27 protein-coding genes are annotated in these 24,462 nt (G+C 62.8%); 16 read left to right on the top strand and 11 right to left on the bottom strand.

Features of this window, described 5'->3' with window-relative positions:
• Positions 1-207: 207 nt before the first annotated feature.
• On the bottom strand, positions 208-729 hold the full coding sequence (locus tag BI364_RS14975; RefSeq protein WP_156782787.1) for a Rossmann-fold NAD(P)-binding domain-containing protein: 522 nt from the start codon (positions 727-729) through the stop codon (positions 208-210).
• 11 nt (positions 730-740) lie between these two features.
• On the opposite strand from BI364_RS14975, the gene BI364_RS14970 reads away from it, so the two are divergent.
• A complete protein-coding gene (locus BI364_RS14970; RefSeq protein ID WP_070079422.1) occupies positions 741-974 on the top strand; it encodes a hypothetical protein in 234 nt (77 codons plus the stop codon).
• A gap of 68 nt (positions 975-1,042) precedes the next feature.
• Here BI364_RS14970 and BI364_RS14965 read toward each other — a convergent pair whose 3' ends face one another.
• The gene (locus tag BI364_RS14965; RefSeq protein ID WP_070079421.1) at positions 1,043-3,613 is read right to left on the bottom strand and encodes a bifunctional diguanylate cyclase/phosphodiesterase; all 2,571 of its coding nucleotides are present in this window, start codon (positions 3,611-3,613) and stop codon (positions 1,043-1,045) included.
• Between the two features lie 247 nt (positions 3,614-3,860).
• On the opposite strand from BI364_RS14965, the gene BI364_RS14960 reads away from it, so the two are divergent.
• The 4 genes from BI364_RS14960 to BI364_RS14945 all read left to right on the top strand — a co-directional run bounded on the left by BI364_RS14960 (position 3,861) and on the right by BI364_RS14945 (position 6,017).
• Complete coding sequence (locus BI364_RS14960) at positions 3,861-4,226, top strand: c-type cytochrome (protein ID WP_070079420.1); 366 nt, start codon at positions 3,861-3,863, stop codon at positions 4,224-4,226.
• A gap of 239 nt (positions 4,227-4,465) precedes the next feature.
• Positions 4,466-5,059, top strand: coding sequence for a cytochrome b/b6 domain-containing protein (locus tag BI364_RS14955; RefSeq protein ID WP_070079419.1), 594 nt, complete (start codon positions 4,466-4,468; stop codon positions 5,057-5,059).
• Positions 5,060-5,064: 5 nt separating this feature from the next.
• Entirely contained in the window at positions 5,065-5,646 is a 582-nt protein-coding gene (locus BI364_RS14950) for a tetratricopeptide repeat protein (protein ID WP_070079418.1), read from the top strand.
• Positions 5,643-6,017, top strand: coding sequence for a DUF2493 domain-containing protein (locus tag BI364_RS14945; protein ID WP_197495736.1), 375 nt, complete (start codon positions 5,643-5,645; stop codon positions 6,015-6,017). Before BI364_RS14950 ends, BI364_RS14945 begins: the two co-directional genes overlap by 4 nt.
• Here BI364_RS14945 and BI364_RS14940 read toward each other — a convergent pair.
• Both BI364_RS14940 and BI364_RS14935 read right to left on the bottom strand, forming a co-directional pair.
• The gene (locus tag BI364_RS14940) at positions 6,014-6,577 is read right to left on the bottom strand and encodes a response regulator transcription factor (protein ID WP_070079417.1); all 564 of its coding nucleotides are present in this window, start codon (positions 6,575-6,577) and stop codon (positions 6,014-6,016) included. The two genes, BI364_RS14945 and BI364_RS14940, sit on opposite strands and share 4 nt — an antisense overlap.
• A 4-nt stretch (positions 6,578-6,581) precedes the next feature.
• Complete coding sequence (locus BI364_RS14935; protein ID WP_070079416.1) at positions 6,582-7,871, bottom strand: ATP-binding protein; 1,290 nt, start codon at positions 7,869-7,871, stop codon at positions 6,582-6,584.
• A 223-nt stretch (positions 7,872-8,094) separates the two neighbouring features.
• Here BI364_RS14935 and BI364_RS14930 point away from each other — a divergent pair, with 223 nt between their 5' ends.
• The 3 genes from BI364_RS14930 (at position 8,095) to BI364_RS14920 (ending at position 10,497) form a co-directional block, all read left to right on the top strand.
• Positions 8,095-9,000, top strand: a complete 906-nt coding sequence (locus tag BI364_RS14930; RefSeq protein ID WP_070079415.1) for a hypothetical protein — start codon at positions 8,095-8,097, stop codon at positions 8,998-9,000.
• A 66-nt stretch (positions 9,001-9,066) separates the two neighbouring features.
• Positions 9,067-9,438, top strand: a complete 372-nt coding sequence (locus tag BI364_RS14925; protein WP_070079414.1) for a copper resistance CopC family protein — start codon at positions 9,067-9,069, stop codon at positions 9,436-9,438.
• Positions 9,439-9,447: 9 nt separating this feature from the next.
• Positions 9,448-10,497 (top strand): copper resistance D family protein, encoded by a 1,050-nt coding sequence (locus BI364_RS14920; protein WP_070079413.1) that lies wholly within the window; start codon positions 9,448-9,450, stop codon positions 10,495-10,497.
• On the opposite strand, the gene BI364_RS14915 is transcribed toward BI364_RS14920, so the two are convergent.
• Positions 10,494-10,928, bottom strand: coding sequence for a thioredoxin family protein (locus tag BI364_RS14915; protein ID WP_070079412.1), 435 nt, complete (start codon positions 10,926-10,928; stop codon positions 10,494-10,496). The two genes, BI364_RS14920 and BI364_RS14915, sit on opposite strands and share 4 nt — an antisense overlap.
• Positions 10,929-11,020: 92 nt before the next feature.
• Here BI364_RS14915 and BI364_RS14910 point away from each other — a divergent pair, with 92 nt between their 5' ends.
• From BI364_RS14910 to BI364_RS14895, 4 genes are all read left to right on the top strand, one after another.
• Positions 11,021-11,869: an NYN domain-containing protein gene (locus BI364_RS14910; RefSeq protein ID WP_070079411.1), complete on the top strand. Its 849-nt coding sequence runs from the start codon at positions 11,021-11,023 to the stop codon at positions 11,867-11,869.
• A 40-nt stretch (positions 11,870-11,909) separates the two neighbouring features.
• A complete protein-coding gene (gene msrA, locus BI364_RS14905; RefSeq protein WP_070079410.1) occupies positions 11,910-12,578 on the top strand; it encodes a peptide-methionine (S)-S-oxide reductase MsrA in 669 nt (222 codons plus the stop codon).
• Between the two features lie 2 nt (positions 12,579-12,580).
• Positions 12,581-13,420, top strand: a complete 840-nt coding sequence (locus BI364_RS14900) for a sulfurtransferase (protein ID WP_070079409.1) — start codon at positions 12,581-12,583, stop codon at positions 13,418-13,420.
• A gap of 279 nt (positions 13,421-13,699) precedes the next feature.
• Positions 13,700-14,695 carry a zinc-dependent alcohol dehydrogenase family protein gene (locus tag BI364_RS14895; RefSeq protein WP_070080124.1) on the top strand — a complete coding sequence of 332 codons (996 nt, stop codon included), beginning with the start codon at positions 13,700-13,702 and terminating at the stop codon, positions 14,693-14,695.
• A gap of 13 nt (positions 14,696-14,708) precedes the next feature.
• On the opposite strand, the gene BI364_RS14890 is transcribed toward BI364_RS14895, so the two are convergent.
• Positions 14,709-15,047, bottom strand: a complete 339-nt coding sequence (locus BI364_RS14890; protein ID WP_070079408.1) for a DUF1820 family protein — start codon at positions 15,045-15,047, stop codon at positions 14,709-14,711.
• Positions 15,048-15,218: 171 nt separating this feature from the next.
• Between BI364_RS14890 and BI364_RS14885 the strand changes: the two genes are divergently transcribed.
• On the top strand, positions 15,219-15,944 hold the full coding sequence (locus BI364_RS14885; RefSeq protein WP_233279532.1) for a pirin family protein: 726 nt from the start codon (positions 15,219-15,221) through the stop codon (positions 15,942-15,944).
• Here BI364_RS14885 and BI364_RS14880 read toward each other — a convergent pair.
• Complete coding sequence (locus BI364_RS14880; RefSeq protein ID WP_070079407.1) at positions 15,941-16,843, bottom strand: LysR family transcriptional regulator; 903 nt, start codon at positions 16,841-16,843, stop codon at positions 15,941-15,943. The genes BI364_RS14885 and BI364_RS14880 overlap by 4 nt on opposite strands.
• Before the next feature lie 62 nt (positions 16,844-16,905).
• On the bottom strand, positions 16,906-17,067 hold the full coding sequence (locus tag BI364_RS18070; RefSeq protein WP_156782786.1) for a hypothetical protein: 162 nt from the start codon (positions 17,065-17,067) through the stop codon (positions 16,906-16,908).
• A 127-nt stretch (positions 17,068-17,194) separates the two neighbouring features.
• Between BI364_RS18070 and BI364_RS14875 the strand changes: the two genes are divergently transcribed.
• On the top strand, positions 17,195-17,761 hold the full coding sequence (locus BI364_RS14875) for a YfaZ family protein (protein WP_070079406.1): 567 nt from the start codon (positions 17,195-17,197) through the stop codon (positions 17,759-17,761).
• 19 nt (positions 17,762-17,780) lie between these two features.
• A complete protein-coding gene (locus BI364_RS14870; RefSeq protein WP_070079405.1) occupies positions 17,781-18,509 on the top strand; it encodes a ferredoxin--NADP reductase in 729 nt (242 codons plus the stop codon).
• A gap of 19 nt (positions 18,510-18,528) precedes the next feature.
• Here the strand turns inward: BI364_RS14870 and BI364_RS14865 are convergent, their stop codons facing one another.
• Genes BI364_RS14865 through BI364_RS14855 form a run of 3 tightly spaced genes read right to left on the bottom strand, consistent with a single transcriptional unit; the run spans position 18,529 to position 22,527 of the window.
• Positions 18,529-18,897: a diacylglycerol kinase family protein gene (locus BI364_RS14865; protein WP_070080122.1), complete on the bottom strand. Its 369-nt coding sequence runs from the start codon at positions 18,895-18,897 to the stop codon at positions 18,529-18,531.
• Positions 18,898-18,914: 17 nt separating this feature from the next.
• Positions 18,915-19,778, bottom strand: coding sequence for a carboxylating nicotinate-nucleotide diphosphorylase (gene nadC / locus BI364_RS14860; RefSeq protein WP_070079404.1), 864 nt, complete (start codon positions 19,776-19,778; stop codon positions 18,915-18,917).
• A 40-nt stretch (positions 19,779-19,818) separates the two neighbouring features.
• A complete protein-coding gene (locus BI364_RS14855; RefSeq protein WP_070079403.1) occupies positions 19,819-22,527 on the bottom strand; it encodes an HAD-IC family P-type ATPase in 2,709 nt (902 codons plus the stop codon).
• A gap of 162 nt (positions 22,528-22,689) precedes the next feature.
• Between BI364_RS14855 and BI364_RS14850 the strand changes: the two genes are divergently transcribed.
• A complete protein-coding gene (locus BI364_RS14850) occupies positions 22,690-24,432 on the top strand; it encodes a SulP family inorganic anion transporter (RefSeq protein WP_070079402.1) in 1,743 nt (580 codons plus the stop codon).
• Positions 24,433-24,462: the final 30 nt, after the last annotated feature.

Genomic DNA, 24,462 nt, shown 5'->3' with positions numbered 1-24,462 from the left:
CTAACAGGAAACGCGTGCGGCTGCCGGTCTGTGGGAGAACGCACCGTGCGCCATTACGATATCCGCGTGCCGGCCACACGGCGTCCCCGGCGATCCATGCGGCATCGCCGTCAGCAGTGGCTCGGCGATGCCTCGATGCGCACATGGCGGCCGGCTCGGGCGCCCGCAGTGTGTCCACGAAGCATGGGATCAATACCTGCGCCGACGTTATGGCGACTCCACGTAGGACCAATGCAGTTCTCGCTGGTCGACGCTGTCGATCAGACCGGCCGCGATCAGGGCCGCAGGCAGCTGCGTGAACGGTAATGAACCGCCGAGGGTTACGCGTAGCGGCTCGCCGTCGAGCGGTGGCAGGGTCGCTGTGTCACTGGGATGTGCACGGCGCAACGCGCGAAGATGCAGGGCGAAGCCCGCAAACGGATGCGTCGTATGCACGCCGAAGGGGCGGAGTTTCACCGGCCGGCCGCTGGCACGGCGTACGGTGTCGGCCAAATCAGCGAAGCTGAGTCGATATCCCGGAAAGTCGAATACCGCGTAGATGGGCAAGGCGCTATCGTGGTCGAGTAGCCGGCCGGTCGCGTTTGCGACGTCGGGCAGATTGGCCCAGGTGTGTACATGATCGGGTCCGTCGGGATGATAGAGCCGATATCCAGCGGGCATATCGACGAGCAACTGCGAGAGCAGACCATTCGAGGTGTGTGCCCCAATGAGGTCGACAGAGCGTATCAACGCGCCACTGGGTGCTGTATGACCTACCGCCGCTGGTGCGACATCTTGGCGAAGGGTTGCAGTCGCCACCGTGCGGTGCGCACGATGGACTCAGCAGATGGAGGCGCGCGAGTTACGGTGGTTCCTGCCCGCCGATTGGGCGGCATCGCTATTTCTTCCGGTTGTACGCGCTGGGCGCGGTGCTTGAGTTCGCCGTGCCGCCGGAGCGCGATACCTTGCTCGCCGCGATGCGCGCGGGCAGGTGATCGCGGAAGCGGATCTGATGGGCATCTACCAGCGTACGTTGGCAGGCGATAACGGGAGTGCCGACTCGCTAGCTGATCAGGCCTGGGGTATTGACCGCGAGCGTGGTTTCGGTGGCGGTTTCGAGGATCAGCGGCACGGGCTGTGCGTCGGGGATCGGCTGGGGTTTGCCGATCCAGAACCCCTGCGCGTAGTCGATGCCGATCTCGCGCAAACGCTCGATGACGGATTCCGTTTCCACATATTCGGCGACGGTCTTGATGCCGAGTACGCGGCCGATGTCGCAGATCGAGGTGACGATGGCGTGGTCGAGATTGTCGTCGAGCAGGTCGCGGATGAAGCACCCGTCGATCTTGATGTAATCGACCGGCAGGTCCTTGAGGTAGGCGAAGGAGGACATGCCGCTGCCGAAATCGTCGAGCGAAAAACGCACGCCTCGCGCCTTGAGGGTATGGATGAACAGCCGCGCATGGCTCAGGTTGGTGATCGCCGCGGTCTCGGTGATTTCGAAGCACAGGCTGGCGGGGTTCACGCCGGTGGCCTCGATGCGCTCGATGATGAAGTCGGCGAGGCTGGCGTCGCCGAGGCTCTGTCCCGAGAGGTTGATGGAGTAGGTGTGCGCCTCGCTGCCGGGTTGCGCTTGCTGGCGGGAGAGCAGATCGAGCACATTGCGGATCACCCAGCGATCGATCGAGGGCATCAGGAAATAGCGTTCCGCGGTGGGGATGAAGCTCATCGGCGGAGAGATATGGCCGTGTTCGTCGCGGTAACGCAGCAGCACCTCGCAGTGGGCCGGTTGGGCATCTGGGTTCAAGGCACTGATACTTTGGCAGTAGAGTACGAAGTGATCGTGTTCCAGGGCTTCGCGGATGCGATTGGCCCATTCCATTTCCTGACCCCTGAGCGCCAGTTGACTGGCTTTCTCGTCGTAGACCTCGATGCGGTTGCGGCCGTTGTCCTTGGCGAGATAGCAGGCGGCATCCACGGCGCTGAGCAGGCGCGTGATGTCGCCACCGAAGGCGTTGATGCTGACCAGCCCGGCGCTGATCCCGATGCTGAAGGTGCGGTCCTTCCAGGAAAAGCGGAAATGCTCGACCGTCTCACGGAGTTTTTCGGCAAGGCGTTTGGCCATCACCGGCGGGCAGTCGCGCATGATCACGCCGAATTCGTCGCCACCGAGTCGGGCGATGGCGTCGGCCTCACGGAAGCAGCTGCGTAGCAGCAAACTCAGCTGTTTGAGCAATTCGTCGCCGGCGATATGGCCGCTGGTGTCGTTGACCAGCTTGAAGTGGTCGAGGTCGAAATAGACCAGTGCATGCTCGCGTTCGTCTTCCTGGCAGGAATGGATGGCCTCGCGCAGGCGTTCGTCGAACTCGGTGCGGTTGTACAGTCCGGTCAGTGCGTCATGACGGGCCTGATAGTTGAGTTTGCGCGTCAGTTCCTGGCGCTGGCTGATGTCGCGGAAGACGATGACCGCGCCGATCAGGCTGCCGTCGTCGTCGCGGATGGGGGAGGCCATCAGGTCTACGGCGATTTCGTTGTTGTCGTCCGCGTTGATCAGGTTGACCGAGGGCAGTCGCGAGGTACGGTGCTCCTCGAATACCGCGTCCATGGGCAACGTGACTGGCCGGCGGGTGGTTTCGTGGAGAATGGCCAGAATGTTCGCCACGGGCTGGTTCAGCGCGGCCTCGGTGAGCCAGCCGGTCATTTTTTCGGCCATCGGGTTGAGGTGGATCACGTGACCATCAAGGTCGGTGGTGATCACGCCGTCGGCAATGGCGTCGAGCGTTACTTGCCCGCGAATCTGTTCGTGATGCAGGGCGCGGGAGGTATCTGCGATACGGTGCTTGAGCACGCGCTCGATGTGTTCGCGGTCGGCCAGGCGCGTTTCGATCAGCACGATCAGCAAAGTGGCCGCCAGCAGGATGACGGTCACGCCGCCGAGGGCTACCGCGATCCAGAAGCGCCCGAGGTCGTTGCCGTCGGTAGCGAGGTTGATGGTGCCAAGCGCCTGGGGGCTGATCGGGGTGTATCCAACCGCAGCCATACCGGTGTAGTGCATGCCGCAGATGGCGATGCCCATGGCCAGCGAGGCCGCTAGGCGCAGGCGCATCGGGGGGATGTCGAATCCTGCCCGGCGCGCGAGATGGTAGGTCATCCACAGCGCCGCCGTGGCGGCGACCACCGCGATCAGAATCGAGATGCCCAGGATCGTCAGGTCGTAATGCGGGCGTGCCGGCATGATCATTGCCGCCATGCCGATGTAATGCATGGCCGCAATGCCCGCGCCCATCAGCAGGCCGCTAAGGCCTAGCCGGAGGGTGCCGAGTTGGCTGCGAGTGGCAATATGCAGGGCGAAGCCCGAGGACGCGATGGCGACCAGCATCGAGAGCGCCGTCAGCGGGATGTTGTAGTGAATGTGCATACCGGTTTCATAGGCCAGCATGCCGATGAAGTGCATCGACCAGATGCCAAGCCCCATGACCACGGCGCCGGTGACCAGCCAGATATCCGCACGCCTGCCCGCTTCTTGATTGGTCACGCGGCGGGCAAGTTCCAGTGCGGTGAACGAGGCCATCGTGGCGACCACGAAGGACAGAACGACCAGCGGCATGTTGTAGGCGGTATGTATGTAAGTCATGGGGGGGGCCAGTTAAAGAACTTGTGCTGATGTATGGGCTGTATGGCGGTTTGCGCGGCCCAACTCGCGAATAGGGATGCTTATCGCCAAATTTAATTGGAAGTGTATCCAAAGATGCGGCAAAGTGCTTGTTTGGCCGATCCGCGCATTTCGTGATCCGGGTCAAGGGGGGCATGGTGAGCTGGGGCTAGAGTGATGGTCGTCCCACCCAACACGGTGGGCTATTGCACAAAGGGAGTGTCCATCTATGAAAAAAACCGCACAGTCATTACGTCTCGCCGGTCTTGCTTTGATACTTGCGGGTCTGTCGGCCCCGGTGCTCGCATCGCCAAAGGTCAATCAGGCCGACGCCACCAAGTTGCTTGCGTACGTTCAGTCCAATGGTCTTGCCTGCATGAGTTGCCACGCGGTCGATCATCGCGTGATCGGCCCCGCCTGGGCGGACGTGGCATTGCGCTACCACGGCAAATCGAATGCCGAAGCAGATGTGAGCAAGGCCATTGCCAACGGCAGTACCGGTTTATGGTCCGGGTATCCGCCCATGCCCCCGGGTATGGCCAGCGCCGCACAAGCCCCCGTACTGGCCAAGCTGATTCTCCATTTGGTGGACTGACGTCGGCAGACTCGTTTTGCTTCATGCAAGACTCAGCTTGATGCAGCTTCGCGCACGGTCGTTGACGTAGCGGCCTGTCCCGCTACGGGCGTTAACGCGCATCGGGCAAGGCGCAGCGGCCCGCGTGCCGGCCTGGGTGGCACCTGGTGGGGGATTGGCGCGGGCTGTGCATTGCATTCGTGTGGAACCGCGCATCCGTGTCGGGTGCGTGGCGAGATCGAGCCACCGGAGGCGATATCATGACGATGCGTGCGCCCGCTCCTGGCCGCTCCTGGGACCCGGCGATCCGCTGGTTGCACCTGGGGATGGCCCTGACGATTACCTTCCAGCTGTTTAGTAGCCTCGACATGTCCACTCCGCAGACCGCTGATGTGTTTTTGATGCATCAGATCATCGGAGTTACCGCCGCTTGCCTGGTCACGGCGCACTGGGTGTGGATCGTGCGTTATCGCCAGGGGTGGTATCTGAACCAGCTGTTCCCGTGGTATCCGAGCGGTCGGCGCGCGGTGCTGGCCGACCTGCGCGGCCTGTTGCGCGGGCAACTGCCAGAATCGGGTCCGCGCGTGGGACTGCCGAGTTATGTCCACGGCCTCGGCTTTCTGATCATGACGGGGATGGGTTTGACCGGGGTGCTCAATCTGCTGCTCAGGCCTTCCTTCAAGGGCATGCACGGGGCCGCGATGTTCACGGCAGTTTCCGAGATGCATAACCTCATTTCCTATCTTGCCTGGGCCTACTGGCTGGGGCATGTCGGCATCGTGTTGATACACCAGCTGTCGCGCCAACCGGTGGTGTCGTCGATGTTCTGGCCACGACGAGTGCGTCAGGAATGATCGGGATGGCGAGATGGCGGGTGGCGATTGGTCTGATGGCGCTGTTGCCGTTGGCTGCCTGGGCGGACATGAGTCCGACACAGGGGCATCGATTGGCGGTGATGGCGCTGGGGCATGACGTCAAGGCTTATCTCCGGCTCGACGTGGCTGCCCACGCGGGCGATGCGGTGGCGATGAACTGGCTGGGTGCCTACTGGGAAAGTGCCGGCGATCCACTGCGCGCGCGCAGCGACTATCTGCGTGCGGCGACGTCCGGTAATCGCACGGCGGCGCTCAATCTGGGATATCTCTATCGCTTCGGTCGGGGTGTGCCGGAGAACCCTGCGCAGGCGGTGGTCTGGTATCGGCGCGCGGCACAGCTGGGCAGCGCCCATGCCTTGGCGGAATTGGGCAATGCCTATTACCTTGGCCAGGGGGTGCGCCAGGATCGGACGCAGGCATATCGTTGGTATTGGCTGGCGGCGCGCCGCTCGCCGCAGTGGCGGTCGGTTTTGGGTGCGTTGGCGGCTGAGATCGGTCCAAGCGCCACGGCCCGCGCAAAGGATGCCGCCCGCGCTTGGCTGACGGCGCGAGAGGTGCGGCCGTGAGGCGTGTGCTGGTGGCCGGCGGGGCTTCCGACAATGCACATTCCCGGATCTATCATGCCCTTTACACCGTGCATGAGCGCTGGTCCATCGGTTGCGTCATTCATGGCGGGCACAGTGAAACCGATCATCTGGCCGAGGCCTGGGCCAAGCAGCAGGGCATTCCCACCGAGGTATTCGCAGCGGATTGGCGCGGGCAGGGGTTTGCGGCCGGCCCGGCCAGCCATCGGCGCATGTTCGAGCAGGGTTGCCCGGATTTCGTGGTGGCCTTTCCGGGCGGCAGAGGCACGCCGGATCTGGTGGAGCGCGCCCGCACCTTGGGCCTGCCGGTGCTAGACCTGCGGCGGCCGGCTGGGGCGGTCGGCGGGGTTTAGTGACGTACCGGGCGCTTCTGAAGCTTTCGTTGCAGCGTTCGACGATGCATGCCCAGCTTGCGCGCAGTCTCCGAGATGTTGCCCTGACACTGCTGCAGGACTTGCTGGATGTGTTCCCATTCCAGGCGTTTGACTGAGCAGGGCCGTTCGGCCGGGCTGATGCCGGGGTTGCCTTCATCTCGATGCAAGGCGGCGACGACTTCGTCAGCATCGACCGGCTTGGTCAGGTAGTACGTGGCGCCGAGCTTGATGGCCTCGACGGCGGTGGCGATGCTCGCATAGCCGGTGAGAATGACGGCCCGGATGCCGGGCGAGATGCGGGTCAGGCGGTCGATCAGCTCAAGGCCGGAATCGTCGCCCAGGCGCAGGTCTACCACGGCATAGGAAGGTCGGTGATCCTCCGCGAGGCGTTCGGCGTCGGCCAGATCGCGGGCAGCGATCACGTCGTAGCCCCGCTCGGCGAGTGCCCGAGAGAGCACATGACGAAAAATTTCGTCATCCTCGGCCAGCAGCAGTGACGGGTGAGGATCATTGCGTGTTTTCAAGGCGGTGTGGTTCATGGTTTCAGGTCGCTGAGAGTCGGTTGAGTGGCAGCTCGACCCGGGCGCAGGTGCCGCCACCCGGACGGTCGAGCAAGGAGACCTGGCCGCCGACACGCTTGATGGCGGCGTGGGCCAGGTAGAGGCCGAGACCCAAGCCCTGCTCCTTGGTGGAGAAGGGCGACTGTCCGACCGTGGCGGAGGCCGCCGGCGCCAATCCCGCGCCACGGTCGCAGACCTCCAGTATCAGGTGTTCGCTGTCCCATTCCGCATTCAGCTCGACTGCCTGCGGTGAAGCGTCCGCAGCATTGTTGAGCATGGTGATAATGGCTTGCGACAGGGTGCGTTCAGTGAGGATTCTGGGCAGGGATTCCGGGCCGTCGAGACGCGGCGTGACCGCCACGCCGGGGCGCATGCGGGTCCATTGCTCCAGGGTGTCGAGTAGGTAGCCGCGAACGGGCACGACGTGCCCGGCCTGGGCCTGCTGGCCGCCGGCCGACGCGGATATTTCGCCGAGTGCCTCCTTGCAGCGGTCGATTTGCCCACGCATTAGTCCAAGGCTTTCCTGCAGTTCTTCGTATTCAGGCCCCCGATAGCGTCGACGTAGTTCGCCGGTCAGCGTGGCCAGGGTGGCCAGTGGCGTACCGAGTTCATGTGCGGCGCCGGCTGAGAGCATGCCCAGTGCGACCAGGCGCTCGTTGCGCAGGGTCTCCTCGCGCGCCAGCGCCAGGGTGCGCTCGCGTTGGCGCAGGGTCTCGGCCATGCCGACCACGAAGTACGCGATCAGCGCGGAATTGATCACGAAGCGCAACCACATGCCGGTCACCATGGGGTCGAAGCCGGTAGCCACATCGCCGAGGGAGGGTGGCATGGGCACGAAATGCGTCATCAACCAGCTGTAGGCGACCACGGTGATGCCGGCAAGCAGCCAGGTGTAATAGGGCCGCAGCACGGTGGCTGCGATGGTCAGCGGTAGCAGGAAGAGCCCGACGAAGGGGTTGGTCGCACCGCCTGTGAAATACAACACACCAGTGAGCGCGCCGATATCCAGCAGCAACTGGAACAGGAACTCGCGCTCGCCGCAGTCACGGGCGCTTTGCAGCCGCAGCCAGGTCAGCACGTTGATGACGGCCAGGCCACCGATGATCTGCAACAGTGGGTCGAGGGGGAGGTGAATGCGGTAGATTTCGCGCGCGACAATGATCGCGCCCAACTGAGCCGCGACGGCGAGATTGCGCATCACGTACAGGCGCTGGAGGTTGACCTTGCCGGGGCGTCCCGGGCTGCGCGCGTCTACGCTGGCTTCAGCGTTCATGCTTTTCCCCTGATGGCTTTCCCGATCTGAAGCGCTGATGCCGGGATTTATGCTTGGCTGTTTCGAGCCGTGAAGGGCGATGATAGTTCCATTTTCTACCGCAAATCATCTGGTTTATGACAACGCGAGTGTCCTGCGACGATGTGTCGCAGGACAGAAGATTGTTTTTGTGATGATAATCCACCCTTATCAGAAACCATTATATTTTCAGGAGAGGGTCAGGATGCGACAGAATAAACTCAAGCGCTTGGGCGTCGGTATCGTGGTGTCGGCGGCATTGGCCGCGCCTGTGGCGTCATGGGCACACGCGGTGGCTGGCATGCGCGTGTTTCCGGCGACCATGAGCTTCGACGACCCGGGGGTTGCCAACGAATTTTCCACCAATTACAGCCAAACCAAGGCCGACGGTGTGACCACCAAGAACCTGGGTTTGGCATATTCCAAGACGATCACCAAGCGCTTTGGCCTGAGTGTGGCCTCGGACTACAACTGGATCAGTCAGCCCGGCACGCCGAATCAGAGCGGTTGGGACAACATTACCGTCGGGGCTGCTTACCAGTTGTTCGTCAACGGTCCGCATGAGGCGATAGGCATGTTGGCCTTGAGCGATACCCTGGCCAATAGCGGCAGTGGTGGGATGGATAGCAATTATTCGACGGTTTCCCCCGAATTCGCCTTCGGCAAGGGCATGGGTGATTTGCCCTGGTCGATGCGCTATTTGCGCCCGCTGGCGGTCTCGGGCGCGATCTCGATGGACATGCCTTCCGATGCGACCCAGCCGCGCATGCTCAACGTCGGCGTGTCGTTGCAGTACAGCATTCCGTACCTGCAGAGCTTTGTGAAATACGCGGGCCTGAAGGCGCCGTTCAACAACATGGTGCCCATCGTGGAGTACACCATGTCGCGTTGCGCAGGCAACTACTCGGTGTGCCAGAACAGCGGTAATCTCGATGCCACCGGCTCGGTAAATCCGGGCGTGATCTGGGTCGGCAAGTATTATCAGCTGGGCATCGAGGCGCAGATCCCGGCGACTCGCGCCTCGGGCAATCATGTCGGTATCCTGGTCGGTATCGATGTATACCTCGACGACGTGTTGCCGCATAGCCTCGGTGCGCCGATCTTCGGTTGAGCCGGAGACCAAGACCGGCCTTGAGCCGGCGGGCAGGGGGCGACCCATATCAACAGGAGTAGTTAGATGTTGCGTAGCGTGAAGCAGTTCGGGATCGTTTTCGGCCTGCTGGCCGGTTTCTCCATGGCGGCACCGGCGTGGGCACACGCCTTCCCGGTGAAGTCCTCGCCTCAGGTGGGGGCTACGGAAGCGAGCGCACCCAAACAGGTTCGCATCTGGTTCGATGCCGATCTCAATGCCTTGTTTTCGAAGATTACCGTCGAGAGCGGCGCCGGGCAGGTCGTCAACACCGGCGGCAGCCAGGTGCCGGCTAGCAACCCGAGATTGCTTGAGACGAACCTCAAGCCACTGGCACCAGGCCAGTACTGGGTACAGTGGAGCGTCGTCGCGCGCGATGGCCACCATACAGAGGGCAAGTTCCCGTTCAATGTGAAATAGGCGGGCGCGATGGAATCCTTCTTCGTTCTGGCGACCTGGCTGGACGTCATGGCCATCTCGGCATGCGCCGGTGTGTTGGCCTGCGCGATTTGGGTGATACCCCGGCACGCGCCGGGGTATTTTCATGCGCGACTCTGGGCGGGTTTGGGGATCGCGCTGGCGCTGCTGACCGTGGCCAGCGGCGTATTGTTGGCCTCGCGTACACTCGAATTCAGCGGTGCTGCGTTCTCCGCCTTGCCGACTTATCTGCCGCTGGTCGTGCATAAGACGCACTTCGGTCTCATCTGGCAGACGCGTATGGTCGCGGTGGCCATCCTGTGGGTGTGTTGGTTGGTGGGATTCGTGCGCGGCTGGCGCGGTGCCGCTGCGTGGCTGGCGATGGTCGTATTGCTGGTGGTGGTGTTTTCACGCAGCGCAACCGGGCATGCCGGCGATCAGGGTATCTACTCAATCGGTGTCTGGGTCGACTGTGTGCATGTGCTGTCCAGCGGTATCTGGGTGGGTGGGCTGTTTGCCATGTCGTTGCTTGTGTTCCCGGCGCTGATGAGACAGGTGGATGTCGAGCGCATGCTCTCGGTCGAGGTGTTCGCCCGTCTGTCGAGCGTCGCCACGATTGCATTGATCGCGATTGTGGTTTCTGGGGTGTACAACGCCTGGGGTGGCTTGGAGCGGGTGGACGACCTGTGGCAGAGCCGGTACGGACAGGTGTTGTCATTCAAGGTGATACTGGTCGCATGGATGGTCTATCTCGGTGGCCACAATCGCTACCACAAGCTTCCAGCGCTTCGCCGCTGGGTCGGTTTGCCCGTCGGCCGGTCATCATTCTGGGCACGCGTACCCGGCTGGCAGCCACTCTCTACCGCGCCTGGTGGGGCCCACCTGCTGTCGCGCTGCGCCCGTGCCGTTCATATCGAGAGCGTTCTGGGTGTGCTGGTGCTGGCGGCAGCGTCAGTGCTGCATCACGGTATGCCCCCGGCAGACATGCGCCACATGGGATTTGCGCCTGCGCCTGCCGTCGCGGTTGTTGTCCCCTTCGTGCGGCAGGGTTCGCAGGCCTAGCCGCGCGAACCGTTCGAATCCCCCGGCGCATCCGGGTCGGAAGGCGTTTCATCGAGCAATCGGCGAATGCGCGGTTCCGACTGCGCACCGACCACGATGCGTGCAATGTGTCCCCCGCGTATTACGACCAGACTTGGCGTTGCCATGACGCCAAGTCCCTTGGCCAGCGTCACCTCACGTTCGGCGTCGAGGCAGGCGATGTCGCCGCGTTCCTGCGCCAAGCGCTCGATGATCGGGGTCATGCCCCGGCACATGACGCAGTGGCTGCTCCAGAAGTAGACTGCAGCCTTGTCGGGCACGCCTGCCGGAAATACGCGCTCCAGCCCGAGGGCGGCTTGTCCGCGTTGCCGGCGCGCGCGCCACAGGGGTCGCCACTGCCAGGCGAGATAGCCGACGATGACCGTTGGGATTAAATAGGATGCGATGGACATGACGTGGACCAGAGTGAACGAATCCGCAGCTTACACCCGCCGATGGCGGCTGGCGCATGCGGGCGGCACGCGAATGAGGCGAGGCGCGCTGCATGGTTAACGCCACTCAGAATATGGCCGTTTTCTGCGATTTCGAGAACGTGGCGCTTGGTGTGCGCGACGCGCGTTACGCGCGTTTCGACATGCAGAAGATCCTGGAGCGCCTGCTGCTCAAGGGGAATATCGTGGTCAAGAAGGCTTACTGCGACTGGGAGCGCTACAAGGAATACAAGGCAGCCATGCACGAGGCGGCCTTCGAACTGATCGAGATACCGCATGTGCGCCAGTCGGGCAAGAATTCGGCCGACATCCGCATGGTCGTGGACGCACTGGATCTGTGTTACACCAAGGCGCACCTCGATACCTTCGTGATCGTTAGCGGTGACTCGGATTTTTCGCCGCTGGTCAGCAAGTTGCGAGAGAACAACAAGGTCGTGATCGGGGTGGGTGTCAAGGAATCGACCTCGGACCTGTTGATCGCCAATTGCGACGAGTTTATCTATTACGACGACCTTGTGCGGGCGACCGCCAAGCCGCGTCGTACCACGCCCAAGAAGCCCGCACCCAAGGCCCAGGCGACGCGCAAGAACGCGCCGGGCAGCGGGGAGATCGAGGCCGATCAGGCCGAAGCCGATGGCGAGACTCGCCGCCAGGAGGGGCTGGAGCAGCTGATGGCGACGGTGGAGGATCTGTTCGAGGAACGAGGCGAGGAGGAGAAGGTCTGGGGTTCGATGGTCAAGCAGGCGCTCAAGCGTCGCAAGCCAGGTTTCAGCGAGTCCTATTATGGTTTCCGTACCTTCAGTACCTTGTTGGAGGAGGCTCAGACTAGGGGGCTGTTGGTGCTTGAGCATGATGAGAAATCAGGGGGTTACATTATCCGCGCCTATACCCAGGAAGATTGAGTCATGCCACCGAACGAAACCTTGAATGAGGATAGCGCCGATGTTCTGGTCAAATCACGAAACAAGCGCCTTGCCGGGCGCGGAGCAGGCCTTGCCTGGCCGCAATGAGCCGTTGCCGTTGCCGGCACCCCATAGAGTGACGGGGCGTAGTTTGCTGCCGCCTTATCCCGCAACATCGCATTTGGCGACCTTCGGTCTGGGTTGTTTCTGGGGCGCGGAGCGACGCTTCTGGCAAGTGCCGGGCGTTTGGGTGACTGCCGTCGGTTATGCCGGTGGATATACGCGAAATCCCACTTATGATGAAGTTTGTTCGGGCTTGACCGGGCATGCCGAGGTGGTGCGTGTGGTCTACGATCCTGACGCGATTACCTATGCCGAGCTGTTGTGCTGTTTCTGGGAGAGTCACGATCCGACGCAGGGCATGCGCCAGGGTAATGACGTCGGCACCCAGTACCGCTCGCTTATTCTTGCTCACGATGCAGCCTCGCTGGCAATCGCCGAGGCTTCGCGCACGGCCTACCAGACGGCTTTGAGTGCTGCCGGTTGTGGGGAGATCACCACCGAGATCGGTCTCATGGAAACCTTCTATCTGGCGGAGGATTATCACCAGCAATACCTGGCCCAGCACCCGGCTGGTTATTGCGGCCTTGGCGGAACCCGCGTGGCGTGCCCGTCGCTGACCCCGATGGGCCGCGCGAAAGAGGATTGAAGATGTCGGATTGCCTGATCGATGCCGATGCCCTCGCGCGTGCGCTGAACGCGCACGCGTCGATAGTCTTGGTCGACTGTCGTTTCGATCTCGCACACCCGAACGCGGGGCGACAGGCCTATCTGGCCGGGCATCTGCCCGGTGCGGTGTATGCGCATCTCGATGAGGCGCTTTCCGGACATCTTGGACCAGATACGGGGCGTCATCCGCTGCCGACGCCTGAGGCGTTCGGCGCGCGTTGCGGCGAGTGGGGGATCTGCCCCGGGGTGCGTGTGGTTGCCTACGACGACGCCGGTGGTGTCTATGCGGCACGGTTATGGTGGCTGCTGCGCTGGCTCGGCCACGCCGATGTCTGCGTACTCGATGGTGGCGTGCAGGCCTGGTTGGCCGCTGGCCATGCACTGGAGACGCAGTCATCGGTGCCGACGCCACGAAGCTTCACCGGCACGCCGCGCGTAGACCTTAGCCTGGGGGTGGAGGCGCTGCAGACCGCACTGGCGGATCGCCGATGTTGCCTGATCGATGTGCGGGCCGCCGCGCGCTACAGGGGGGAGGTCGAACCCATCGACCCGGTGGCGGGGCATGTGCCCGGTGCGGTGAACCATCCCTTCACCCACTTGCTGGATGAACGTGGACATTTTTTGCCTGCCGCAGCGCTACGTGAGCAGATTGAATCGCTGCTATCGGGTGCGCCCGCCGAGACGGTCGTCGCCATGTGCGGATCGGGCGTAACCGCCTGCCACTTGCTGCTGGCCATGACGCATGCCGGTTTGCCCGGCGGGCGACTGTATCCGGGGTCGTGGAGCGAGTGGATTCGGGACCCGACACGCCCGATCGCCTAGGGGTATGGATTTGTGCTTATGCCCGCATAACTCAGGCTTGTTGTAATCATTTCGATTGTCTAAACTTATGGTGCCTTAAGTCATCTCCCTCCAGCCGGGGAGTGGTAGCGTCATCCCCCGGCCCGACTTGAGGTCTGCAGATGTTCTCCATTGGGTCCGGCCTTTGTGCCGGACCTTTTTTATTCTGGTGAACCGATTCGCGACGGCGAATGCGTTATCGTCAAACCTCCTAATCCGGCGCTCGCGTGAGTGCCATGCAGTGATACAGGAGGTATGGCCATGAAGGCGATTCAGATGTTGGCGGCGGGTGGTCCGGAGGTGTTGCAGCTTGCCGAGGTGGCGGAACCGGCTATAGACGGGGCCGGCCAGGTCAAGGTGCGTGTACATGCCGCCGGGGTCAATCCGATCGATACCAAACTGCGCAGCCGCGGTCTGTTTTTTCCGGATGCATTGCCGGCCATTCTCGGGCTCGATGGCGCCGGCGTGATCTGCGAAGTCGGCGCGGGTGTGAACGCATTCAAACCCGGCGATGAGGTTTGGTATTGCAACGGCGGTCTGGGCCGAGAGCCGGGCAGTTACGCCGAATATGTCGTGCTGGAGGCATCCCTCGCGCGGCGAAAACCCAAATCGATCGATTTTGCGGAGGCCGCGGCCGGGCCGTTGGTTCTGCTGACGGCCTGGGAAGGATTGTTCGATCGCGCCGCTTTGCAGGCTGGGCAGACGGTGCTCGTGCATGCAGGGGCCGGTGGCGTTGGCCACGTTGCGATCCAACTGGCCAAATGGGCTGGCGCGCGCGTGGTGACCACCGTTGGGACGGCCGAGAAGGCGGCCTTCGTCCGCGCGTTGGGGGCGGACCACGTGATCGATTATCGGCGTGAGGATTTCGTTGAGGCGATCGCAAAGTGGACCGACGGACGGGGTGTGGATGTGTGCTTCGATACGGTCGGCGGCGAAACCTTCACGCGCAGCATCGACGCCACGGCCCATTACGGCAGTCTGATTACGTTGCTCGAGCCCGCCGCCGGCACGGTTTGGAGAGAGGCGCGTACGCGTAATCTCAAGATTGGTTTTGAGCTGATGCTGACGCCGTTGATGCGTGATCTTCCGGAGGCGCGGGCGCATCAGGGCGAGATTCTGGATCGCTGCGCCGAACTCATCGATCAGGGATGCCTACGCCTGCACGTCAGCCACCGCTATGTGCTCGCCGAAGCGGCGGCAGCGCATACGCAAATCGAGGGAGGACGGGTACAAGGCAAGCTCGTGCTGCTGCCCTGACGGGGACGCCGGGCTATTCGGCTGGGCGTGGCGGTGTTGGGTAGGGAAAGGCGGCGATCTTGCCGCCGGCCTGCGTGCCGGCCTCGGCGAGGATGCGATTGGTACCGGCCTTTTCGACCTCGTCGATGCGCACCACCGACTGCAATGGAATATAGCTGCGCTTGACGCCCGCGAACTCGGCCTTGAGACGCTCTTCTGCGGGGTCGACGAGGACCGCGGAGCGTTCGCCGAAGACGATGTCCTCAACTTCGAGAAAGGCGTACATGCTGCTCTGCGCGATCTTGCGTGCGTGCAGCTCGTACAGGCTCCCTTGGTTGTGGAAAACGATGCGATAAATACGTGATTTGTCCATGGGTGTCGAAGGTAATGGCTATGCGGGCTGATATGGGGGGCATGATCGCACGGTGCAATCACGTGCGCTCGAAATTCCTGAAGAACTTGTGCAAAAACCTTCAGCTGACAGGAGGCGGGCGCGGGTTAGGATCAGTTCATTCATTCGTATTTTACAGGCCACGCCGGAGGCATGGAAATGCTCAAGCTACGCAAGAGCGAGGAACGCGGTCGAGGCAGTCATGGCTGGTTGAACAGCCACCATAGTTTCTCGTTCGCCGGCTATCACGATCCGAGCCATATGGGTGTTTCGTATCTGCGTGTGATCAATGAGGATCGGGTCGCGCCTGGCGCAGGATTCGCCACGCACGCGCACCGGGACATGGAAATCGTGAGTTACGTGCTTGAGGGGGCGTTGGAGCATCGCGATAACTTGGGTAACCGCGCACTGATCCAACCCGGCGAGGTGCAGCGCATGAGCGCGGGTACTGGCGTCAGCCACAGTGAATACAATGCCTCGGATACGCTGCCGGTGCACTTTCTGCAGATATGGGTGCTGCCCGATACGGCGGGGCTTGAGCCAAGCTACGAACAACGCGCCTATTCGACCGCCGAGCGGACGGCGCGCTGGCGCCTGGTTGCCTCCGGGGATGGCCGCGAAGGTTCCGTGCGGGTGCATCAGGATATGGCCTTGTACGCGACCCTGCTGCCGGCTGGTGAGGTAGTCGAATTTGTGCCGGCATCGGCGCGAGTGGCGTACTTGTTCATTGCCCGTGGTACGGGGGAACTCAACGGCCTGTCTTTGAGTCCCGGCGATGCGGTCGAGGCCGATGCGCAGGAGGTCTTGCGGCTGACGGCCACTGGGGAGATCGAGGCGTTGCTCTTCGATCTGCCGCAGTTGGGCGGGGCGGTGGGTTAATCGATGATGCCCTCGACCCAGTCGAGCCGGGAGAGTCGGGAGAGGAACCAGTCCAGCGCGAGGCCTTCGGTGTTTTCGCGCCAGGCGAGGGCCAAGCGGGGGTGCGCTATGTCCGTGGCGACCTTGCGGGCGAGTAATCGCCCGCTGGCAAGATCTCGTGCGACCAGATGGCGTGGCATGTAGCCAATGCCCAGGCCGCGGCAGTGTGCCTCGCGTTTGGCCTCCATGCTGGGTAAGGTGAGTATGTCTTGCGTGCCGGCGATACCGGAACTGCGGGGCGGCAGATGGCGAGAGGAGTCGGCCGCCACGATGACGCGATGCTGGCGAATTATCGACTCCGGTATCGGCTCCTCGACGCGTGCCAGCGGGTGCTGCGGCGCTACCACGAAGACGAAGCTGACCTCGCCCAGCGGCCGCACGTTGTAGCCACCCTCCGGTGGGCCGTCGCCGGGGGCACCGACGATGAGGTCCGCGCGCCCGCTCATCAGCGCATCCCAATTGCCGCCGAAGGTTTCTTCGCTCAGGCGCAGTCGGGTGGCATGTCCAGCGTCGTAGAATTCGCCCAGGATGGCGTAGAGCCGTGCGACCGGGATGAGGTCGCTGATGGCGATGCGCAGCTCTGTTTCCCAGCCGGTGGCAACCCGTTTGACCAGGGATTCGAGATCGTCTGCGGCGCGCAGCAGGTGCCGGCCTTCCTGTACCAGTTTGCGCCCCGCAGGCGTCAGTCGCGCACGGTGGCCGCTGCGGTCGAACAGCGCCAGATCCAGATCCTGCTCTAGCTTTTGTACCGTATAGGTCACAGCCGAGGGTACGCGATGCAGGGTCTCGGCCGCGGCGGCGAAACTGCCCTTGCGATCGATGGCATCGAGCACATTGAGGGCATCCAGAGTGATGCGCATGGTGAGGTTCCAGCGGTGATTCGCAGCGATTATAGGCCTATCGCTTGCTGGGCGGGTCCACATTACTCCAGGTAGCGGCGGACCAGCCACCAACCCAGAATCACGCCGGCCACCGTGCCCACGCTGCTGAGCGCGATGGCGAGCCCGGTACCATCGGGCTGTCCAAGATCCCAGCCGAGCCAACTGCCGAGGGTGGCCCCTCCCATCGTTGCCAGTCGCATCATGTTAAGCGCTCCACGTCGTTGAATGGCGACGGTGGACGGGGCTTGCGCCAGGGATGTTAGACTTGCTCTCCGCCGCTTCCCCGGCGATTCCGGGGCCCGTCCAACCAACTGTTTTTAAGGTGACACTATGCGCATTGTGACTGTGCTTGGAGCCGGTCTGCTGGCGGCGAGTTCCGCGGCAATGGCCAATGGCCTGGATTTTCAACTCGGCAATAATACCGCCCAGCTTGAGTTCTACACCGGGTCGAGTGCCCTAGGCTATAGCGGGGGCGAGGTGGGTTTCGGTGGTTTCGTCAACAGTCGCCACGACGTGATCGGCAATGCCAGCGTCAAGGTTGAGGGACTGGCCGCCGGACAAACTCCCCTGAGCTTCGGCCTCGGCGTCAAGGCCTATGCAGGGTCTATCGACAAACCCAATGTCAATGTGGGGGCTATCGCACTGGGTGGCCTGGTCAAATACACTATTCCCTACCGCATGCCCATGGCCGTGGTGTTAGAGGGCTATTACGCGCCCAATATCACGACCTTCGGTCAGGGCAAGTCCTTATCTGACCTCAGCCTGGATTACCAGATCGAGGTGACTCCTGGCGCGACGGCCTATGTCGGCTATCGCGTCTTGCAGGCGAACCTGAAGAATTATGGGGAATACAAGCTCGACAACGCCCTGCACGTCGGCATCCGACTCCATTTCTGATCCGCAAGGCTCGCGGGCGGTGTCGCATGCGCCGCTCGCGGCCGGCGATTTTTCTGCGGAAATCGTGGAAATCCGGCGCGAATCGCCGACCATCAAGTCTTTTTGGTTGGATTACGGCGAACAACCGGTGGGCTTTCTGCCGGGTCAGTGGATCGATTTATATGCCCGCGTCGGGGACCGGGTTGAGGTGGGGGGGTACTCCATCGTCTCCGAACCGGGGGTGCGGGGGCGCCTGCAACTGGCCGTCAAGGACTCCGCGACCCACGCGGTCACCCACTACCTGCACAGCAGCGCGCGCGTCGGCGACGTGGTCGGTATTTCCGGCGGGCAGGGTGTTTTCCGTTATGAGCGTGCGATGGGCGACCGCCTAGTGCTGCTGGCTGGCGGGATCGGCGTGACCCCCCTGCTGAGCATTCTGCGATACGTATATGCGTCGGCGGCGGGCGTGTCGGCGACCTTGATCTACAGCGTCAGCGACCCACAGGACATCCTGTTCCGAGAGGAACTCGATGCGATGAGTGCGGCCCGCGACAATATCCGCTGTTTCTACACAGTGACCCAGCCGCTCAATCGTGACTGGAGCGGATTCGAGGGGCGTATCAATCGCGTATTACTCGATGAGGCGGGGGTCGATTGTGACGCCTTGTACTATTTTTGCGGGCCGCCGGGCTTCGTCGACGACATGGCGCGGGATCTGCAGCACGGCGGGTTGTCGCCGACGCAGTTGATCTACGAGAAATGGTGGTAGCACGGGTTTGCCAGTGTACTCAGGGCAAAGATCCCCAGAGGACATGTTGCAGCAGAATCAGTGTGGCCACGGTCATGGCGCCAATAGACGCGAGCAGCACGCCAGCCGCCGCAACGTCTTTGGCTCGCCCGATCAAGGGGTGGTGCTCGGGGTGCAGGGCATCGGCAAGGCACTCGATGGCGGTGTTGACGGCCTCAGCAACCCACACCAGTGCGATAGTCAGCGCCAGCAGAGTCCACTCGCCTGCAGCGAGATGTAGCGCAAGACCCGCGGCGATGACGATGAGTGTCGCCGCCAGGTGCAGGCGGGCGTTGGCTTGAGTACGCAACATCCAGCGCAGGCCGCGCCAGGCATGCCCCATGCTGTGCAGCCGGGCTCTCGGGTGCATATTGGGGGCTGGCATCCTTAGCCGCCGGTGGCGAAGGTGAATCGCATCGACAGATCCGTAGCGCGCAGATGCTTGGTCAGTGAGCCGACGGAGACGAAATCGACGCCGGTTTCCGCGATCCGCCGCAACTGCGTTTCGTCCACGCCACCGGAAACCTCAAGCTGTGCGCGACCGGCGGCAATACCGACCGCCGTGCGCATGTCTTCAAGGCTGTAGTCGTCCAGCATGACGATGTCGGCGCCCGCAGTGAGTGCCTCATCCAGTTCGCCGAGGTGTTCGGTCTCGACCTCTACCTTCACGCCGGGTGCGATCTCGTGCGCGCGCCGCACCGCCGCAGCGATGGAGCCGGCAGCGGCGATGTGGTTTTCCTTGATCAGGATGGCGTCATAGAGACCCATGCGGTGATTGTGACCGCCGCCGCAGGCGACCGCGTATTTTTGCGCCGCCCGCAGCCCAGGCAGAGTTTTCCGGGTGTCGAGCAGGCGTGTGCGCGTGCCTTCGAGTAGCCGCACGTAATGCCGTGTCGCGGTGGCGGTGCCGGAGAGCGTCTGCAGGAAGTTGAGTGCGGTGCGTTCGCCGCTCAGCAGCGGTCTTGCCGGACCCGTGAGCGTGCACAGGCACGCGTTTGCCAATGCTGCTTCTCCTTCTTCGATCGCCCACTCGATTGAGATGGCGGGAGAGAGCTGACGGAAGACGGCCTCGAACCAGGCTTGCCCGCAGATGAGTGCGTCCTCGCGGGTGATCACTTCGGCGCGCGCAGTGATGTTCTCGGGAACCAGTGCGGCAGTGAGGTCGCCGCCACCGATGTCCTCGGCCAACGCGGTCCGCACGTTGGCTTCGATGGCTTCGATCGGCAGGGGTGGGCGATGAGTAGGGGGCATGTGCTACGGGCTCGTGATTAAACGCTTGAGGATGCTCGAGCTAGCGCCCCTGATCAAGGCCTCGCCGCCGGATCTGGTGCTTTTCCAGCTCCACCAGCAAGTAAACGATCAGCGCCAGCGCAATCATGGGTGGCCAGGCGTACCAGGGTAGCGCTTGGGTGGAGAACAGGGCCTGCATTGGGGGTGCGTAAGTAAACAGCAGCTGGATGACGGCGGTGAGCGCCAGCGCGAGCAGCACCCAGGGATTACCGCTCAGGCCGTCTCGGCTGATGGTCGAGGCGCTCAGATAGCGGGCGTTGAGCAGATAGGCCATTTCGCCGAGTACCAACATGTTGACGGCGGCTGTGCGCGCGACATCGAGATCGGCACCGAGGCGGAGGGTGCCGTAGAAGACCAGGTCGACTGCGGCGAGCAGAAGGACCGACACTAGGGCGATGCGCCAGAGCAGCAGCGGTGAAATCAGAGGGGTGCGCGGCTGGCGCGGTGGGCGACGCATGACCCCGGCCTCCGGACGCTCGAAGGCCAGCGCCAGGGACAACGTGACGGCGGTGATCATATTGATCCAGAGAATTTGCACCGCTGTGATTGGCAGTAAGGCATTGGTCCCGACCGCAGACATGATGACCAGTGCCTCGGCACCGTTGGTCGGCAGGATGAACAGGATCGATTTGCGGATGTTGTCGTAGGCCGTGCGGCCCTCCTCGATGCCGGCCACGATCCCCGCGAAGTTGTCGTCGGTAAGCACGATTTCGGCGGCCTCCTTGGCGGCCTCGGTGCCTTTGCGCCCCATGGCGACCCCGACATCGGCGCGCTTGAGTGCCGGTGTGTCGTTGACGCCGTCGCCGGTCATCGCGATCACGTGGCCATCCTGTTGCAGTGCCTGGATCAGGCGCAGCTTGTGCTCGGGAGCCATGCGCGCGAATACCGCGGTGTCGCGCACGATGCCGGCCAGCGCGGCCTCGTTGAGGGCATCCAGCGCGCTACCCGTGAGTGGCGGCCGTGCGCCGCTGATGCCCAGGCTCGCCGCGATGGCTGCGGCGGTGCGTACATGGTCGCCGGTGATCATCTTCACGCTGACGCCGGCACTGGCGGCGTGCGCCACGGCGGCAGCGGCCTCCTCCCGCGGTGGGTCGATGAATCCGGCAAAACCGAGCAGACTGAAGCCACCTTCGAGCGCCGCGTGACTCAGCGAGTCGGTTGAAGGCGGCATGGTGCGCACGGCCAAGGCCAATATGCGCTGGCCGGTATCCGCCAACGATTCCAAGTGCGTCTGCCAGTAATCCGGGTCAATCGGCTCGTCGACGCCGTCGCGGCGTTGCGACGTACAGCGTGCGAGCACGCGTTCGGGGGCGCCCTTGAGTGCGATGAAGAGATGTGCCTGACGGTCGTGATGAAGTGTCGCCATCATTTGCAGACCGGCATCGAAGGGAATGGCATCAATCCGCGGCCAAGCCTCGGTCTCGACGGCGAGGTCCAGTCCCTGCTTGCGCGCCACCGCGACCAGCGCGGCGTCAATGGGGTCGCCCACGGCAGACCACTGATTGTTGAGCTGTTCGATGCCGCCATCGTTGCACAGCAGGCCGCTCCGTAGCAGCTCCGTGAGATCGCCGGGATTGGGTGTCGAGGCGGACCCATCCACGGTCTTGATCCGACCCTCTGGCGAATAGCCGACGCCTTCGACCCAATAGTAGGCGCTGGCCGTCAGCAGGGAGACCACGGTCATTTCGTTACGCGTCAGTGTGCCGGTCTTGTCGCTGCAGATGACGCTGACCGCACCGAGCGTCTCGACCGCCGGTAGTCGTCGAATGATGACGTGACGCTCGGCCATGCGCCGCACGCCGATCGCCAGCGTGATGGTGATGATCGCCGGCAGGCCTTCAGGAATGGCAGCCACCGCAAAGGCGACAGCGGCGAGGAACATGTCGAGCATGTCTTGTTGGTGCAGCCAGACGCCAAAGGCGAATGTGAGCGTGGCCAGGGCGAGGATGCCGAGCGTCAGTAGTCGGGCGAGCCCCTGTATCTGAAGTAGCAGCGGTGTGGTCAGTGGTTCGATATCGGCAAGCAGGGCGTTGATGCGCCCAAGTTCGGTGTCGCCCGCGGTGGCGATGACGACGCCGGTGGCCTGTCCACCGACGACCAACGTGCCCGAATAGGCCATGTTGCGGCGGTCGGCAAGCGGGGTATCGGGTGCTAAAGGCGCGACTTGCTTATCGGCCGGCAGCGATTCGCCGGTCAGATTGGATTCGTCGACACGCAGGTTTCGGGTGTGCAGCAGGCGTAAATCGGCGGGTACGCGGTCGCCCGCCTCAAGACGGACAATGTCGCCGGGAACCAGTGCCTGCGCATCAACCTGATGCAGCACGCCGCCGCGCATGACGGTGGCTTTGGGTGAGAGCATTGCGCGGATGGCAGCCATGGCATGCTCGGCTCGCCCCTCCTGCAGAAAGCCGATCAGGGCATTGATCACGACTACGCCGAGTATCACTCCGGCATCTACCCAGTGCCGCAGCAGCAGCGTGATGCCGCCGGCTGCCAATAACACGTAGATCAGCAGATTGTGGAATTGGGCCAGGAAACGTCGCAACGGGCCGCGTTGGGCGGGGGCGGGTAGGCGATTGGGGCCATGCTGACGCAGACGTTCGTCCGCATTGGCGGGGTCAAGCCCGCCAGGCGGGCTATCGAGCCGTTCATGTATCGCTTCGGCCAGCAGGGCATGCCAAGCCGGTACACTGTCGCTGTGCTCTGGCATCGTCTATATCAGTATATTACTGCCTGCTCGGATCGAATCCGATGAAGGCGTATAATGTTCGTTTTTTGTATGGGCTTTCAAGCCCGTTCTCGCAGGAGGTCAGACTTGGAAGCCGGTGCCCGCCGTAGTGTCCCCGTTTGGGTAAAAACGCTGTTTCCGTTCATGGCTTGGCTGCCGAACGTGGATCGCCGCAGTTTCCGCACCGACCTGATGGCCGGACTGACCGGCGCCGTGGTGGTGCTGCCGCAGGGCGTGGCCTTCGCGGCGATCGCGGGCATGCCACTGGAATACGGTCTCTATGCTGCCATGGTACCGGCTATCATCGCAGCGCTGTTCGGTTCCTCCTGGCATCTGGTATCGGGGCCGACCACGGCCGGCTCCATCGTGTTGTTCTCGGTACTCTCCGCCTATGCAGAGCCGGGTACGGCCCACTATGTCGCCCTGGCGCTTACGCTGACGTTCATGGTGGGCGTAATCGAGTTGGGCCTGGGTTTCGCGCGCCTCGGCACCCTGGTGAACTTCATCTCGCACTCGGTAGTGATCGGCTTCACCGCCGGCGCGGCGATTCTGATCGCGGCCAGCCAGCTCAAACACTTCCTGGGCATGGATATTCCGCGCGGCCTGCATCCCCACGAGGTGCTGCTGCATATCGGAGCGCACATCATCGAGGTGAATCCTTACGTTGTGGCGGTGAGCGTCGCGACGCTGGTCTCGGGTCTGCTGTTCAAACGTTTCCTGCCCAAGTTCCCGTACATGATCGCCGCGATGATTCTCGGTAGCGTGGTTGCCTACCTGCTGAATTCGTCGCTGGGACAGGCCGTCACGGGTATCAAGACCGTGGGTGCTTTGCCAGCGGCACTGCCCCCACTTTCCATGCCGGATTTTTCGCCGGAGACGATCAAGCACCTGCTGCCGGGTGCCATTGCCGTGACTTTGTTTGCACTCACTGAGGCCGTATCGATCTCGCGTTCGCTTGCGGTCCGCTCCGGTCAGCACGTGGACGGTAACCAGGAGTTCATCGGGCAAGGGCTGTCCAACATGATCGGCAGCTTTTTCTCGGCCTATGTTGCCACGGGTTCCTTCAACCGCAGCGGCGTGAATTATGCCGCTGGCGCGCGTACGCCGCTGGCGGCGGTCTTTGCTGGTCTGTTGTTGATGATCGTCGTGCTGCTGGTGGCGCCGCTCGCGACGTACCTGCCCAATGCGGCGATGGCTGGCATTCTGATGCTGGTGGCCTGGGGCTTGATCGATTTCCACCACATTTCGCTGATCTTCAAGACCAGCCGAACCGAGGCTGCCGTACTCGCCGTGACCTTTTTCTCCACGCTCCTGATGGAACTGGAGTTTGCGATCATGGTCGGCATCATTGCCTCGTTGCTGGTGTATCTGAATCGTACCTCGCGGCCCAGCGTGCGCGTGCGCGTACCCGATCCGAGACTGCCCAACCGCAAATTCAACAGCGACTCGGCGCTGCCCGAATGCCCGCAGCTCAAGATCGTACGCGTCGACGGCTCGCTGTTTTTCGGTGCGGTGAATTACGTCGCCGAGCGGCTGCGCGAATTCACCGAGCATGAGCCGCGACAGAAACACCTGTTGCTCATCGCTTCCGGCGTCAATTTTGTGGATGTCGCCGGTGCCGAGTTCATCACCCGCGAGGCTACCAGCCGCCGCGCCGCGGGTGGCAGTCTGTCGCTTTACCGGCTCAAGGAGGAGCCTTGGAATACGCTCAGACGAGGCGACTATCTCGACAAAATTGGCTGGGACAACGTCTATCTGAACAAGGGCGAGGCCATCGCCGATATCGTGCGCCGCAAACTTGATCACGACATTTGCCGACACTGCAATCGCCGCATATTCAACGAATGCAAGGCCATGCCGGGTCCTGAAGCACCGTTGATCGATTGAATTGGGCGGCCGGCGCCGTTTCACCGCGCC

Origin of the sequence: Acidihalobacter yilgarnensis (genome assembly GCF_001753245.1) — a bacterium.
In the GTDB taxonomy this organism is placed as follows: Bacteria; Pseudomonadota; Gammaproteobacteria; order DSM-5130; family Acidihalobacteraceae; genus Acidihalobacter; species Acidihalobacter yilgarnensis.
The sequence above is the reverse complement of the archived record's forward strand: the minus strand, read 5'-3'. Positions and strand labels throughout refer to the sequence as shown.

What these genes read in the sequence shown, in the direction of transcription:
- BI364_RS14965 (WP_070079421.1), bottom strand. Translation starts at nt 3,613, where the DNA reads ATGACTTACATACATACCGCCTACAACATGCCGCTGGTCGTTCTGTCC.
- BI364_RS14960 (WP_070079420.1), top strand. Translation starts at nt 3,861, where the DNA reads ATGAAAAAAACCGCACAGTCATTACGTCTCGCCGGTCTTGCTTTGATA.
- BI364_RS14955 (WP_070079419.1), top strand. Translation starts at nt 4,466, where the DNA reads ATGACGATGCGTGCGCCCGCTCCTGGCCGCTCCTGGGACCCGGCGATC.
- BI364_RS14950 (WP_070079418.1), top strand. Translation starts at nt 5,065, where the DNA reads ATGGCGAGATGGCGGGTGGCGATTGGTCTGATGGCGCTGTTGCCGTTG.
- BI364_RS14940 (WP_070079417.1), bottom strand. Translation starts at nt 6,577, where the DNA reads ATGAACCACACCGCCTTGAAAACACGCAATGATCCTCACCCGTCACTG.
- BI364_RS14935 (WP_070079416.1), bottom strand. Translation starts at nt 7,871, where the DNA reads ATGAACGCTGAAGCCAGCGTAGACGCGCGCAGCCCGGGACGCCCCGGC.
- BI364_RS14930 (WP_070079415.1), top strand. Translation starts at nt 8,095, where the DNA reads ATGCGACAGAATAAACTCAAGCGCTTGGGCGTCGGTATCGTGGTGTCG.
- BI364_RS14925 (WP_070079414.1), top strand. Translation starts at nt 9,067, where the DNA reads ATGTTGCGTAGCGTGAAGCAGTTCGGGATCGTTTTCGGCCTGCTGGCC.
- BI364_RS14920 (WP_070079413.1), top strand. Translation starts at nt 9,448, where the DNA reads ATGGAATCCTTCTTCGTTCTGGCGACCTGGCTGGACGTCATGGCCATC.
- BI364_RS14915 (WP_070079412.1), bottom strand. Translation starts at nt 10,928, where the DNA reads ATGTCCATCGCATCCTATTTAATCCCAACGGTCATCGTCGGCTATCTC.
- BI364_RS14910 (WP_070079411.1), top strand. Translation starts at nt 11,021, where the DNA reads ATGGTTAACGCCACTCAGAATATGGCCGTTTTCTGCGATTTCGAGAAC.
- msrA (WP_070079410.1), top strand. Translation starts at nt 11,910, where the DNA reads ATGTTCTGGTCAAATCACGAAACAAGCGCCTTGCCGGGCGCGGAGCAG.
- BI364_RS14900 (WP_070079409.1), top strand. Translation starts at nt 12,581, where the DNA reads ATGTCGGATTGCCTGATCGATGCCGATGCCCTCGCGCGTGCGCTGAAC.
- BI364_RS14895 (WP_070080124.1), top strand. Translation starts at nt 13,700, where the DNA reads ATGAAGGCGATTCAGATGTTGGCGGCGGGTGGTCCGGAGGTGTTGCAG.
- BI364_RS14890 (WP_070079408.1), bottom strand. Translation starts at nt 15,047, where the DNA reads ATGGACAAATCACGTATTTATCGCATCGTTTTCCACAACCAAGGGAGC.
- BI364_RS14885 (WP_233279532.1), top strand. Translation starts at nt 15,219, where the DNA reads ATGGAAATGCTCAAGCTACGCAAGAGCGAGGAACGCGGTCGAGGCAGT.
- BI364_RS14880 (WP_070079407.1), bottom strand. Translation starts at nt 16,843, where the DNA reads ATGCGCATCACTCTGGATGCCCTCAATGTGCTCGATGCCATCGATCGC.
- BI364_RS18070 (WP_156782786.1), bottom strand. Translation starts at nt 17,067, where the DNA reads ATGATGCGACTGGCAACGATGGGAGGGGCCACCCTCGGCAGTTGGCTC.
- BI364_RS14875 (WP_070079406.1), top strand. Translation starts at nt 17,195, where the DNA reads ATGCGCATTGTGACTGTGCTTGGAGCCGGTCTGCTGGCGGCGAGTTCC.
- BI364_RS14865 (WP_070080122.1), bottom strand. Translation starts at nt 18,897, where the DNA reads ATGCACCCGAGAGCCCGGCTGCACAGCATGGGGCATGCCTGGCGCGGC.
- nadC (WP_070079404.1), bottom strand. Translation starts at nt 19,778, where the DNA reads ATGCCCCCTACTCATCGCCCACCCCTGCCGATCGAAGCCATCGAAGCC.
- BI364_RS14855 (WP_070079403.1), bottom strand. Translation starts at nt 22,527, where the DNA reads ATGCCAGAGCACAGCGACAGTGTACCGGCTTGGCATGCCCTGCTGGCC.
- BI364_RS14850 (WP_070079402.1), top strand. Translation starts at nt 22,690, where the DNA reads ATGGCTTGGCTGCCGAACGTGGATCGCCGCAGTTTCCGCACCGACCTG.